This window comes from Parabacteroides goldsteinii DSM 19448 = WAL 12034 (assembly GCF_000969835.1).
Classification (GTDB): domain Bacteria; phylum Bacteroidota; class Bacteroidia; order Bacteroidales; family Tannerellaceae; genus Parabacteroides; species Parabacteroides goldsteinii.
This window is the reverse complement of the sequence record NZ_KQ033913.1, coordinates 182212-195570: the sequence shown is the minus strand read 5'-3', so window position 1 is coordinate 195570 and position 13359 is coordinate 182212. Positions and strand designations below refer to the sequence as shown.

Genomic DNA, 13359 nt, shown 5'->3' with positions numbered 1-13359 from the left:
CCCAACAACACTATTATGCTAATACCCATAGCACTATAGTATCATACAACACAGCACTATAGTGCTAAAAAAAGGGAGTAACCTCTCGGCACTCCCAATCCTATCGTGTTAACGAATTGAACGTTATTATTTGAAATAACGGTTATATAATCCTTCGAAACCTTTACCATGGCGGGCTTCGTCTTTACACATTTCGTGTACTGTATCGTGGATAGCATCCAGATTCTGCTGTTTTGCCAATGTAGCGATACGTTTTTTATCTTCGCAGGCACCGGCTTCTGCTTCCATACGTTTTTTCAGGTTAGTCTTTGTATCCCAAACAACATCACCTAACAGCTCTGCAAACTTGGCAGCATGTTCAGCTTCTTCCCATGCATAACGTTTGAATGCTTCTGCTACTTCAGGATAACCTTCGCGGTCTGCCTGGCGACTCATTGCCAGATACATACCTACCTCAGTACATTCACCCATAAAGTGAGCGTTCAACCCCTCAAGAATAACAGGGTCAACACCTTTTGCAACACCTAATACGTGTTCGTCTACAAACTGCAGAGCGCCTGTTGTTTCTACCAGTTCTTTGAACTTGCTTTTCGGTTGTTTACATTGCGGACAGAATTCAGGAGCTTCGTCACCTTCATGAACATAACCACATACTGTGCAGATCCATTTCTTTTTCATCTTCGTAAAATTTTATTGGTTGTATAACTATTAGTATAATCTTTTGTTATTCGCTGTGACAAAATTAACCAAACAAATCTAAACAGCAAGAGATAAGCCAATAGAAATATTCTATCTGTTAATTGATAAAAACTATGGAACTTATTCAAAGCGGCAAATGTTAGATTATAAAACTTACATATAGTATGGATACATTAAAGATTACAAGCCTCTTAGGCGACAAAGCAGAATATTTACTGGGTCACACCTGTAAAACGATCGACAAATCACTGATTCACATACCATCTCCTTCAACAGTCGATGATATCTGGATCAATACGGACAGAAACATTCAGACATTAAATAATTTACAACGGATGTTGGGAAGCGGACGTCTGGCTAACACCGGTTATCTGTCTATCCTCCCGGTCGACCAGGACATAGAACATACGGCCGGAGCATCATTCGCCCCGAATCCCATTTATTTCGATCCGGAAAATATCGTGAAGCTGGCAATCGAAGGCGGTTGCAACGCTGTCGCTTCCACATTCGGAAACCTGGGAGCTGTGGCACGTAAATATGCACATAAAATACCGTTCCTCGTAAAACTCAATCACAATGAATTGCTTACTTATCCGAACAGCTACAATCAGGTGATGTTTGGCACAGTCAAGGAAGCCTGGAACATGGGAGCCGCAGCAGTCGGTGCCACCATCTATTTCGGTTCTGCGGAAAGCCGTGAGCAACTGGTCGAGATTGCGGATGCATTCGAGTATGCACACGAACTAGGTATGGCAACCGTCCTCTGGTGCTATCTGAGGAACAATGATTTCAAGAAAGATGGCGTAGACTATCATGCAGCAGCTGACCTGACCGGTCAGGCCAACCATTTGGGTGTAACAATCAAAGCAGATATCGTTAAACAAAAACTGCCGTCCAACAACGGTGGCTTCACAGCCATCAACTTCGGCAAAGTAGATAAAAAGATGTACACCGAACTGACGACCGAACATCCGATCGACCTTTGTCGTTACCAGGTAGCAAACGGTTATATGGGCCGTGTCGGCCTAATAAATTCCGGAGGAGAATCACACGGTGCCTCCGACCTGAAAGAAGCCGTCATCACTGCTGTCATCAACAAACGTGCCGGCGGCATGGGCCTGATCAGCGGACGTAAAGCATTCCAGCGTTCCATGAAAGATGGTGTCGAACTGCTTCACACCATCCAGGACGTTTACCTGGATCCGGAGATCACGATTGCATAAACATGTATGATAATTACGTACAACCAATCGTTGCGTCACTGATTGCCGTACTTTGGGGGATGGATACTTTTGGAGTGATGAAAGGGATTGCCGTAGCATTGGTATTTACCGGCGTTTATATCGTAACACAAAGTAAATCGAGGGCCCAGTTAGAGGCCCTCTGAAATACCTTTCCATAAATTATCGTCAGGGACAGGGGCTACAATCTTTATCAATTCTTTGGATACCGGATGGATAAACTCGGCACTCCGGGAATGGAGACTGATACCACCATCTTTATTCGAACGCTCGGCACCATATTTCAGGTCTCCTTTAATCGGACACCCCATCTTTGCCAACTGGCAGCGTATCTGATGATGCCGGCCGGTTTTCAGGTCTATTTCCAATAAGAAATAATTATCCGAATGCGCAATCACCTTATAATGAAGAATCGCTTTCTTTGAATCCGGACGTTCGGTATCGTAAGCGTAACTCTTGTTTTGTTTCTCGTTACGGACCAGCCAGTTCACCAGTTCGCCTTCTTCAGCCGGCGGACAGTTCTTGACAATGGCCCAATAGGTTTTCTTCACCTCTCCTACCCGGAACATCTCGTTCAGGCGGGGCAAAGCTTTACTGGTCTTGGCAAACAGGACTACACCACTCACCGGACGGTCCAGCCGGTGGGTAACACCGACATACACATTTCCCGGCTTGCAATACTTCTCTTTCAGCCACGCCTTGAGCATTTCCGAAAGAGGAGTATCACCGGTTTTATCTCCTTGTACAATCTCACGGCATGTTTTATTTACCGCGATGATATGATTGTCTTCGTAGATAACTTCCATATTACATATTCATACCGCCGTCTACCTGAATCACCTGTCCGGATACATAAGCAGACAAATCTGATGCCAGGAATGTAGCTACATTTGCCACATCTTCAGTAGTACCGCCGCGGCGCAAAGGAATCTTCTTGTTCCATTCTTCTCTTACTTCTTCCGGCAATTTCGCAGTCATATCGGTAATGATAAAACCAGGAGCGATTGCATTGGCACGGATACCGCGTGAACCCAGTTCCTGAGCCACTGATTTAGCCAAACCGATCATACCGGCTTTTGAAGCCGAATAGTTGCTCTGACCGGCATTCCCGTGAACACCTACGACAGAAGACATATTGATAATGTTACCTGCACGCTGTTTCATCATGACCGGAGTACAAGCATGGATGAAGTTGAAAGCCGATTTCAGGTTCACAGTCAGGACAGCATCCCACTGGCCTTCACTCATACGCATCATCAGACCGTCTTTCGTGATACCGGCATTGTTAACCAGAATATCGATACGACCGAAGTCTTTCACGATTTCCGCCACTACATTATGAGTCTCTTCAAAGTTGGCTGCATTAGAAGCATATCCTTTTGCTTTAACGCCTAAAGCTTCGATTTCTTTCTGTGTAGCTTCACCGTTCTCGTCGATAACCAGGTCTGTAAATGCGATATTTGCACCTTCAGCGGCAAACTTTAAAGCGATAGCCTTACCGATACCGCGTGCAGCACCGGTTACAATGGCAACTTTTCCTTCTAATAATTTCATAATATTTCTATTTACGTTTATATTAACACTGTATCAGACAAGCACCCGCCGAATATCCGCCGCCGAAGACGGTCAGACAAACCAGGTCGCCTTTCTTGAATGTATGGTCATTCTGTGCATACACCAAAGCCGAACTAACCGAACCGGTATTACCCAGTTCTTCGATATTATGCAAGAACTTTTCTTCCGGCAAATTCAGTTGCTTGGCAATGTTCGACATGATACGCATATTCGCCTGGTGACCGATGAAATAAGTCAGGTCATCCAACGCAAATCCGTTCTTCTCCAACAGATAGACCGCATTTTTAGGCATGTAGGTACAAGCCTGGATAAACACGTCGCGGCCTTCCGGCATCTGGATACCACCGTCACGAGGACGCAACTGCACACCTTCAGGACCTTTCCCCAGATGGCCCAGCCCCTGTGTAAATATTTCAATGATATGCGGATCTTTCTCTGTCACACGTTCCTTTGAAATAAAGAACGCCGCAGCGGCATCACCCCAGAGGTGACCGGCTTTCGGATCTGTTTCATTATAATAAGCGGAATTTTTATCTGCTGAAAGGATTAAAGCCTTTGTAGCCTTTCCCATAGCAAAATAACCTTCCACAACTTCCAGCGCATTTAAAAAAGAGGAACAGGCAGATGATAAATACAACGCTTTCGCATTTGTAATATTAAACTCACGCTGCGTATAATGGGCTGCGGTAGCAACTGTATCGTACGGAGAATAGGATGCTGAGATAATCAAATCAACTTCCGTAATGTCATACGGCAATTTTGGCAGTGCGTTACGTACGGCGTCCATTCCCATGGTACAAATTGTCTCTTCCGGTTTGGCTTTGGACCGGGTTTTAATACCCGTACGTTGTTCAATCCATTCACTTGTCAACCCGTTTAATTCCAAAAAATGTTGGTTGTGCACCCGCTCTTCAGGCACATAAAACCCTGTTGCATTAATAAACATCTCTGGTTTACTTTATCTTTATTCCGTTGAATATTAAATTCATTACATTATCTCTCCGCTTAATCCGCTGGCTGATATTATCTCCCATAATACCCCTTATATAAGGAACTTCCAATCCCTTTAAGGCATGATGTAGCACCACTGCTGTTATTTCTGTATCAGGCATTGCAAAGATTCCTTCCTTCACTCCGGCATCCAATATTCCCTTCAATAATTCTGTCTCACGTATGTCAAAGTTCTTACGAACCTTCTCTACGCGCCATATATCACGGAAAAAGTTAGCTTTCAGCGTACCATTACGAAATACGAGCGCTTTGATAGCATCCAATCTGGCATAGATGAATGTCATCAACTTCTCATCAGCTGGCAAATCCTTTCCGGCAACATCAAGCAGCATCTTGTATAACTGGTCCAGCTCCGATTCCACCACAGCCAGATAAATCTCATTTTTGCTCTTGAAATACGTATATAACGTACGTCTGCCTTTCCGGGAAGCCTGTGCAATATCGTTCATTGTCGTATTATCAACCCCCATGCGGGCAAACAATTGCCTGGCCACATCCACCAACATTTCGCGTGTTTTAGAAACTGTCATCGGCATTGTATTGCACATTTTGATTAAAACTGTGCGCAAAGTACCTAAAAAAGATTGGTTCTACCAAGTATATTAAAAAAAACTTGCAATAAATTTGTTTTATAAGAGAAAATCCCTACCTTTGCACTCGCAATCACGAAATGATTGTAAACTATATCGCGGAGTGGAGCAGTGGTAGCTCGTTGGGCTCATAACCCAAAGGTCGTAAGTTCGAGTCTTGCCTCCGCAACTATCTAAAGGCTTTCAGTATTCACTGGAGGCCTTTTTCGTTTTTATCTTTCCTAAGCTTTATTAGCCAAATTTAAGCCGTCAATTTCCGCCCCGGCATGTTTATTGTAATGTAGATGTATGGATATCAACCGACAAAAAGACTTAACAATATAATAATATGGCTTATATAGACTATTACAACATTCTAGGGGTGAACAAAGGCGCTTCACAGGACGACATTAAAAAAGCGTACAAGAAGCTGGCCCGTAAATATCATCCGGACCTGAATCCGAACGACCCGGATGCTCACCGGAAATTCCAGGAAATCAACGAAGCCAATGAAGTACTGAGCGACCCGGAAAAACGGAAGAAATACGACCAATACGGTGAAAACTGGAAACATGCCGACCAGTTCGAAGCTCAGCAGAACCAATACGGACAGTATCAGGGCGGCTTCGGTGGTTTTAGCGGCTTTGGAGGCAGCAACGGCGGGGGTGCCCAATGGAGTGCCTCAGACGACGGCAGCGGCTTCTCCGACTTCTTCGAATCCATGTTCGGAGGCGGAGGTCGCGGCAGAGGCAACCACGCTTTTCGCGGCCAGGACTATAATGCAGAATTGCATGTCTCTTTGGCAGATGCAGCCAAAACGCACAAACAGGTTATTACCGTCAACGGCAAGAATCTGCGTATAACCGTACCAGCCGGTATCGCAGACGGACAGACCATCAAGCTGAAAGGCCAGGGCGGTCCGGGCGTAAACGGCGGACCTGCCGGCGATCTGTACATCACATTCAGCATAGCAGAAGACAGCCGTTTCAAACGGGTTGGCGACGATTTATATATAACCGCCCCGTTGAACCTCTACACCGCCATACTGGGTGGCGAACAAATCGTAGAAACAATGGACGGCAAGGTAAAACTGAAAGTGGCTGCCGGAACGCAGAACAACAGCAAAGTCCGCCTGAAAGGCAAAGGTTTCCCTGTCTATAAAAAAGACGGGCAGTTCGGTGACCTCATCGTCACCTACTCCATCGAGATACCGACTAATCTGACGGATAAACAAAAAGAGTTGTTCCGCGAAATACAGAGTCTTAATCAATAAAACACGAGTACTATGCAAACAGATTTAATTATAGTCAACGAATATTGCCGGATATGTCATATAGAACCTTCTTTCATCTTCAGGCTGGAAGAAGGCGGACTCATTGAAATCCGTATCATCGAAGGCGAAAAGTATTTACAGGCGGAGCAATTACACGATATCGAAAGATATACACGTATGTATTACGACCTCTCAATCAATTTCGAAGGAATCGATGCCATCCACCATCTGCTGAATCGTGTCAAATCCATGCAACAGCAAATCGGACATCTGAAAAAGAGGTTGCGGGTATATGAAGCAAAAGATTTTGAAGAAAATGAATTATAAAACCCAAATGACACATCTGCCTTACATTCAATCCGGTAGATGTGTCATTTTGTTACTAAAAGAAGCCTTACTCCCCGGCTTTCAACAGAAAGACAAAAACTTTTTGTAAAATAATTTGGATTGTAAGAAATAATTCATACCTTTGCACTCGCAATCAGGAATGATAGCAACTATATCGCGGAGTGGAGCAGTGGTAGCTCGTTGGGCTCATAACCCAAAGGTCATAGGTTCGAGTCCTGTCTCCGCAACTAATAAAAAAGTGACGTACATTAGTGTGCATCACTTTTTTATTTATGCTTTCTACACAAAAAGAGAATATAATGATTATTTTCGTCTTTTTATTGCCGATAAATCGATCTTTGGTCTCGGTTTATATTTTTCCCGAAACTGTTCTATTGTATAAACATCTTTATCAACAAGAATTGATTCAAGTTGTATTTTAGATACACCGCTTTCTGTTATTTTTACTTGATGTGGAATATCCTGTCCATCTATGGTAATATCAAGTTCTGGTGTGTATAAAAAATCATTCTGAACATCCCACACTTCTTTATAATTTTGATTATCTCTCATTTCTTTCGCATTTGCATCTTTTATACTATGGGAATAAACTTGTTGTCCATTCATTTTTTGCGTAACTGTATACCGTAAAACAAAAGAGCCATATTTATTATCAGCATATTGAAACCATGTTGTATAAAAACCTTTTCCTAGTTGTGTTGAAAGAGAACGTCTAACATCAACACCATTATCTAGAATTGAATAAACATTATTAGAATCTTTTGTTGCATGATACAATTTACATCCACCAGGAATACTCATTTCTGAATTTAAATTACTCACTTCATTGCCATAGTCTATTTTTCTTTGCTTTATATTACTACCCTTTTTCTGAATAAATGTTATCAACTTTGCCTGAGTAACAGAATCTGATCTGTTATCCACAAAACTCACTCTTTCCACATTTCGAACAGGGAGAACCACATTAGAAAATACTCTCTTATATTGTTTTTCAGCATTCATAGAACAAACATTTTAAATATTATAATATTTTATTACAGAGTAGAAAAATACCCCAAAAAACAGAAAACAACAAATTTTATCCGCAGACAACCTAAATTGCACAGCTAACTACAAAATAAACGGCATGAACGTAAAAATGAACACAAAAAAAGCCAGCAAGGATTACCCTTACCGGCTTATATTTTATACAATTTGAATTATAAGAAATATTCTATTTCATTCCACAGAGAAACAATCTTCCTCTACCTGTTTGTTCTTCGCAAACATATCCTTCACAAACAAATATCCGATACCACCGAACAGAGCTAGAAAAACAAAGCCGATAAGTATCAGTGACTTTTTAGGTGAAGCAGGCTTTAATGGCACCGTTGCCGGGCTGATCACCGTATAGACCGGAGTTTGTTCCTGGACACGAAGTTTGTCCTGCTCCAGTTTCTGAGCCAACGTATTGTAAACATTGAAGGTCAGTGTCATTTCATTTTTCAGACGCTCCTGCTCGGTGCGGTAACTAGCAGAGATGATGTTCTTATTCGCATCCTCAAAGGCGGCATACGCACGTTGGGCCTTGTAATAAGATTCACGAGCTTCGCTAAACACCTTCTCTGTAAACTCAAGATCCTGCTTGGCCTTCTGTGTACGGTAATTGGTGATGTACCCCTGAAGCTTTTCCACGACTATCTGAGTAAGGCTTGCAGAGATCAAAGGATCCTGCATCTGGACAGAGACTGTTATTACCAATGTCTTTTTATCCACGGAGGCAGAGATACGTTTCTGCAATCCTTGTATTACGCCATCCTGTTCTCTGGTTAATCGGAAAGATGTTAATTCTCCCTCACCGGAAAGTTCTTCTTCTGAGAATAATCCCCTCACCCAGCCAAGTAATTTGAAAGGAGCCTTTATCACATAACTCCACCACGCACTTTTCTGATGATCATCCATATATTCGTACAATGTCGACGAATAATCACCTTTTTCACTCTCTACCTGCACAGGAAACAACTCCAACAGAAACGGAATACTTTGTACCACATCCGGATACAAGTCCGGGGAGATGGCATCCGAACCAGCCGAAGAACCCAGGTTTATACCAGCCATAGCAGCCAGACCACCCAGATTTCCCATCTTCTTGGACGGATCAGACGTTTCAGGCGCCAGCTTTACTGTCGTACTGTATTCTTTCGGTATGCTGAAAGCAACCACCAATCCCACAACTATCGCGACTCCACAGCATTTGAACAAGAACTTACGCTCCCCCCATAGCCGTTTAGCCAACTCTATTAAATCTATCTCCTGCTCGTTTGTATCCATATCAGGAGCGTTCATTTGAATCATATCCACCTTGTTAATTGATAATTAAAGATTGAAAATTGATAATTATTTCAGTGTGTTGATGATAGAGGTCACCATGGCTGCCATCGAAGTGGTTGAACTAGCTATGCTCAGAACTTCTGCCAGGCTGGTCTTACGATCACGCTGTGTCTTGGTCGGAACGACAATTTCACATCCGGGTTCTACCTTCGGATAACGTTTGAAGAAGATAAAGCTTTTCTTTGTCGTTGCCACTTTTCCATTCATATAGATTACGATCGGATATTTACGGGCAATATCATTATAACCACCGGCTTGCGACAGGCAATCTCCCACAGACATACCATTGGTATAAGTCACACTGTTCGGATAAGTTACGGCTCCATTTATCTTCACTGTGCTCTGGAATTGCGGAATATAAAGTTCATCCCCATCACGTAGCACCACATCATGTGCACTACCCGGATTCGCCAAGGCTTTTTCCAGGTCAATACCCACAGAATAGTCTTTGATGTTTTCCAAAGACAAGGCAACCGAATCACGGCTTTGCTTATTTGCACTCAGTTGCAACAGAGTTTCCAGGCGGCGCATCTCATCTTCTGTCAACTGGCGTTTCAGGCTTGCCCCTTTTACATAGGCATCGGGAGTTATCCCTCCGGCTTTGGCGATAATATCACTCAAACGGGAGTTCTTTTCGGCCAATACATAATCGCCGGAAAAGGTAATCTCACCATTTACCTTCACCACCTGTTGTTCCTGATAACCCGGTGAGAAACGCACATACACTTCATCAAACGGTTCCAGCGTAAAAACCGTATCGCTATTTTTTCCATTCACCGGTATCAGTCCTAAATTGTCATTCAATTCAAAATTGAATACTTCGGCAGTACGGTTAGTATTTTCGTACGTTTTTGTATCCTTAATACGACGGGCAACTTCCACATTGACTGTAGCAGCCGATTCCTTCAAACCGCCAGCCATCATAATAGCATCTTCCACTGTCAGGTTATTCCGGTAAGGAAGAACCGTATCAATGTAATTTACCGCCCCACTTACTTTGATCGTATAAGGTTCTCTCAAATCAAAGAAAGAAGGGATATAGAGTTGATCTTCCGGCTTTAGTTCCATATCGGGAGCAGTACCGTTCAGGATACCACGGATATCTACGGCTATGACAGTCGTTGTAAAGTCCGGATTCAAACGGGTGATCTGGGCACGACCGGCAAACTCATCCCCTTTCAAACCGGCTGCCTGATCAACCAGTTGACGGACCGTATGAACCATACCATTCAATTCATATTCTCCCGGACGCCAAACGGCCCCTGTCACTGTCAGACGGTTTTCATAGAAGGGAATCACTGAATCCACCAACAAGGAATCGCCATCCATCATTGCAAAAGTAGGATATTTATCTTCCGTAACAGTAGCTATCTGATAACGACTACCGGCTTTTCGCTTGACACGGACATCTTTTTTATAGGCATCTCCGGTAAAACCGCCAGCCATGTTCAATAGTTGCGAGAGCGTTTCCCCCTTTTTCAACTCAAAAATACGGTTACGTTTTACTTTTCCCTGTACCACAGCCAGCTGGTCATAAGGAGAAACAATCACCATATCATTTTCTTCCAGACGGATATTCGTATTGTATTTACCGTTCAACAAATAATCGTACACATCCAGGCTGGCTACCTCCTTGCTATTCCGGTAAACTTTGATTCCACGAAGCGAACCGATCTCATTCACACCACCTGCTGCATACAACGCATTAAACAAAGTAGCAAACGAAGGAAGCGTATAGGTCCCCGGAGCAACGACCTCTCCTACTATATTCACTTTGATACTACGTATCTGACTCAGGCTAACGGAAACAAACGTATTAGCCCCGTCCGTATCTCCCGACAAGGTAGACATGATCCGTCCCAATTCCTGTCGGATACGGTTCTCGGCAGTTTCGATAGTCAGTCCGCTGACAGATACCGGACCTAGATTAGGGATAAGAATTGTTCCTTCGGGAGAAACCTTCAGTTTCAGATTCAGTTCAGAATCTCCCCAGACATTGATCAGTAATTCGTCTCCAGCTGATAAAACATATCCTTTGGGAGTCGGCACATTCAGATCCGGCTCAAAAGACAGGTTCTTGTTCGAGAATATTTCGCGACCAAACACGGTTCCACTCAGATCTCCCGCCGAACGATTGGCTTCCCGCTGAGCATCCAGAGGAGGTATCACCTTTCCATCCGGAATAGCAACCGTACGATCTGTAACCACTGCATCCGATGCCGTACGCGTAGTCTGTTCCGCTCCGGACTGTCCCATCCGTTTATTTATCTCCTGGCGAATCTGGTCATCCGTCATACCCGCAGCTTTCGCCTTATCAATCAAATCCTGGGACACCTGTGCCGACAATGGAACCGCCAACCACAGTAATCCCCCCAATAATACATTTCTGATTACGATATTCATATTGTTATTTGTTTTTGTTGTTTTCAAAACTTCCTGAACTCCAACCGGGCATAATCCGATTGCAGAACCAGATGCTTCGATGTTAATTCTTTGACGCCAAAACGTTGCTCCGTTCCGTTCATGCCAAATGGCAATAAGTCTTCAACTTTACTGATTGGCATAACCACAAAAAGTGAATCCCCGGTATATTCCATATTGCCGGTCTGACTGGTGACATCAACCTTCATCAAATTGATCGTATGCAAAGCCACGCTGTAATATGCCCGTTCAGGGTTCTCTTCCTCTCCTGATGCATATGCTATCTTCATGATCTGCCAGCGACCATCCAGGTCGCCATTAATCGGCATTTTTCCACAAGCGCCAGCCATCAACAGTAGCAACGCACCTATTATATATCTTTTCATCGTATCCATCCTGTTTTTCTGATTGTTAACATGCCACCGGCACTTTTACCCAACATCGCTCCCCGATCTATACCCAACGATGCTGTAAAATCCCAGCCTTTCAATTGGTGGGGAGTATATTTCAATTCAGCTAAAGCATTTCCGTTCTTTTTGATCTCATAAAAAGGCAAACTATAAGTTCCCCAATTACGGGTAACGGATAAAAGGACACGATATTGCAAATCGGCACAAGGATTTCCCATGATCCCGAAATGATGTCCCTGTATACGCGAACTCTTAAAACTTATATCACCATCTGCATTATAGATAGGAGACATAACCAGCGGATTGCCGATTCCCATCCCCCAATGCTGCCAACCGGTATAAATACCATGATTATAATAATTATCCGCACCACTCACCTGTTCCGGTATTTCCGGAGTATGATCCCAATAAACAGGCCCCGTCTGGTCTTTTGTAGAAATATACTCATAAACAAAACCACTGATCACCGGATTCTTCGGAAAAGTAATTTCCATTCCAGCCAGACAGTCTTTCCAGCCATATTCTCCGAACATCTGCGAATGGTCTTCAAAATAATGTTCATAGTAAGGACGGATTGTCCAATCTTTCGGAGCATACCAGGTCAGTGAGAAATTCCAACTCCCTAAATGATTACCATAAATATTCGTTTGCTCTCCTGTTGGTGTACTACTATCTCCCCCGCTAGGAATAAACACTTTGAAAAAATCCTTTATCCCATTCGGCATATCGATCTTCCCTCCTCCTATAAACGCATTTCCCCCGAATTGAGCAGCCATCTCCAACCCTCCTTCAAAGATCAAAGGAAACTTCTCTTTGTTACCGATCTTCACATACAAATCCTTGGAATGATACAGCACATGCTCTGTATGTTTACCGCCCGGAACCACAAAGTCCTTCTGCCAGCCGTCATCCGTAAACATACCATAGGCAATATGCCCTTTAAAAGCCAACCACCCTTTTGTTCCCGAAACGAGCGTATATTCGGGAATACCGATACGAACCTGCGGAATCGGACGCACATTTCCGGAAAATGTCAGTCCACCGCTACTCAGTAACGGATTATTGAACTCACTATGCCGCTCCTTACTTCCGATGCTCAACCCCAGGCAACGGTATTTCAAATCCGCATACAATTGTTGCACCACGAAAGTCGAAGTAAAATTATAAGCGACAGCCAGATCCGCCCCGAAAGCATACGAGAAAGGTTTATCCTTTTCCAACTCCCGAAAAACACCGGCACGCAGATACCCGTTATTCTTTTCAATAGACGAAAGCCCCTGCTTGTTTGCCGTCAGCCAGAAAGGGGTATGTTCGCCTCCGCTGAAGCTGACACCAGTCTCCGCCCGATAACTCAGCCCTTTCGTAAACTGAGCATAAGAGGTTAAAGGAAGCATACACATGCTTCCCAAAAGGATTAAGTTAGATACAATTTTCATTTATTT

13 protein-coding genes, 2 tRNA genes and 1 pseudogene are annotated in these 13359 nt (G+C 43.6%); 6 read left to right on the top strand and 10 right to left on the bottom strand.

Going from position 1 to position 13359, the window contains the following annotated elements; genetic code table 11:
* Nucleotides 1–126 precede the first annotated feature (126 nt).
* Nucleotides 127–678 carry an NADH peroxidase gene (locus tag HMPREF1535_RS13945; RefSeq protein WP_007652517.1) on the bottom strand — a complete coding sequence of 184 codons (552 nt, stop codon included), beginning with the start codon at nucleotides 676–678 and terminating at the stop codon, nucleotides 127–129.
* Between the two features lie 185 nt (nucleotides 679–863).
* Between HMPREF1535_RS13945 and HMPREF1535_RS13940 the strand changes: the two genes are divergently transcribed.
* Together HMPREF1535_RS13940 and HMPREF1535_RS25830 are read left to right on the top strand one after the other, a co-directional pair.
* A complete protein-coding gene (locus HMPREF1535_RS13940; protein ID WP_010800045.1) occupies nucleotides 864–1922 on the top strand; it encodes a class I fructose-bisphosphate aldolase in 1059 nt (352 codons plus the stop codon).
* Nucleotides 1919–2086 (top strand): annotated as a pseudogene (locus HMPREF1535_RS25830) (DMT family transporter); the annotation flags it as partial. The gene HMPREF1535_RS13940 and the pseudogene HMPREF1535_RS25830, both read left to right, overlap by 4 nt.
* Here the strand turns inward: HMPREF1535_RS25830 and HMPREF1535_RS13935 are convergent.
* From HMPREF1535_RS13935 to HMPREF1535_RS13920, 4 genes are read right to left on the bottom strand one after another with little or no spacing between them, the layout of a single operon-like run.
* Complete coding sequence (locus tag HMPREF1535_RS13935) at nucleotides 2072–2746, bottom strand: RluA family pseudouridine synthase (protein WP_007652514.1); 675 nt, start codon at nucleotides 2744–2746, stop codon at nucleotides 2072–2074. The pseudogene HMPREF1535_RS25830 and the gene HMPREF1535_RS13935 overlap by 15 nt on opposite strands.
* Before the next feature lies 1 nt (nucleotide 2747).
* On the bottom strand, nucleotides 2748–3494 hold the full coding sequence (fabG, locus tag HMPREF1535_RS13930; RefSeq protein ID WP_046146626.1) for a 3-oxoacyl-[acyl-carrier-protein] reductase: 747 nt from the start codon (nucleotides 3492–3494) through the stop codon (nucleotides 2748–2750).
* A gap of 22 nt (nucleotides 3495–3516) precedes the next feature.
* Complete coding sequence (locus tag HMPREF1535_RS13925; protein ID WP_046146625.1) at nucleotides 3517–4461, bottom strand: 3-oxoacyl-ACP synthase III family protein; 945 nt, start codon at nucleotides 4459–4461, stop codon at nucleotides 3517–3519.
* A 7-nt stretch (nucleotides 4462–4468) separates the two neighbouring features.
* The gene (locus HMPREF1535_RS13920; protein WP_007652508.1) at nucleotides 4469–5062 is read right to left on the bottom strand and encodes a TetR/AcrR family transcriptional regulator; all 594 of its coding nucleotides are present in this window, start codon (nucleotides 5060–5062) and stop codon (nucleotides 4469–4471) included.
* 151 nt (nucleotides 5063–5213) lie between these two features.
* Between HMPREF1535_RS13920 and HMPREF1535_RS13915 the strand changes: the two genes are divergently transcribed.
* The 4 genes from HMPREF1535_RS13915 to HMPREF1535_RS13900 all read left to right on the top strand — a co-directional run bounded on the left by HMPREF1535_RS13915 (nucleotide 5214) and on the right by HMPREF1535_RS13900 (nucleotide 6943).
* Nucleotides 5214–5285 (top strand) — tRNA-Met (locus tag HMPREF1535_RS13915).
* A gap of 159 nt (nucleotides 5286–5444) precedes the next feature.
* A complete protein-coding gene (locus HMPREF1535_RS13910; protein ID WP_046146624.1) occupies nucleotides 5445–6368 on the top strand; it encodes a DnaJ C-terminal domain-containing protein in 924 nt (307 codons plus the stop codon).
* 12 nt (nucleotides 6369–6380) lie between these two features.
* Nucleotides 6381–6695, top strand: a complete 315-nt coding sequence (locus tag HMPREF1535_RS13905) for a chaperone modulator CbpM (protein WP_007652504.1) — start codon at nucleotides 6381–6383, stop codon at nucleotides 6693–6695.
* Between the two features lie 176 nt (nucleotides 6696–6871).
* Nucleotides 6872–6943 (top strand) — tRNA-Met (locus HMPREF1535_RS13900).
* Nucleotides 6944–7019: 76 nt separating this feature from the next.
* Here HMPREF1535_RS13900 and HMPREF1535_RS13895 read toward each other — a convergent pair.
* The 5 genes from HMPREF1535_RS13895 to HMPREF1535_RS13875 form a co-directional block, all read right to left on the bottom strand.
* Nucleotides 7020–7718 (bottom strand): hypothetical protein, encoded by a 699-nt coding sequence (locus tag HMPREF1535_RS13895; RefSeq protein ID WP_046146623.1) that lies wholly within the window; start codon nucleotides 7716–7718, stop codon nucleotides 7020–7022.
* Nucleotides 7719–7934: 216 nt separating this feature from the next.
* Nucleotides 7935–9050 (bottom strand): GNVR domain-containing protein, encoded by a 1116-nt coding sequence (locus HMPREF1535_RS13890; RefSeq protein WP_082207537.1) that lies wholly within the window; start codon nucleotides 9048–9050, stop codon nucleotides 7935–7937.
* Nucleotides 9051–9092: 42 nt separating this feature from the next.
* Complete coding sequence (locus HMPREF1535_RS13885) at nucleotides 9093–11489, bottom strand: SLBB domain-containing protein (RefSeq protein ID WP_046146622.1); 2397 nt, start codon at nucleotides 11487–11489, stop codon at nucleotides 9093–9095.
* Nucleotides 11490–11512: 23 nt separating this feature from the next.
* Nucleotides 11513–11902: a lipocalin-like domain-containing protein gene (locus HMPREF1535_RS13880; RefSeq protein WP_046146621.1), complete on the bottom strand. Its 390-nt coding sequence runs from the start codon at nucleotides 11900–11902 to the stop codon at nucleotides 11513–11515.
* Entirely contained in the window at nucleotides 11890–13353 is a 1464-nt protein-coding gene (locus HMPREF1535_RS13875; protein WP_046146620.1) for a capsule assembly Wzi family protein, read from the bottom strand. Before HMPREF1535_RS13875 ends, HMPREF1535_RS13880 begins: the two co-directional genes overlap by 13 nt.
* Nucleotides 13354–13359 lie beyond the last annotated feature (6 nt).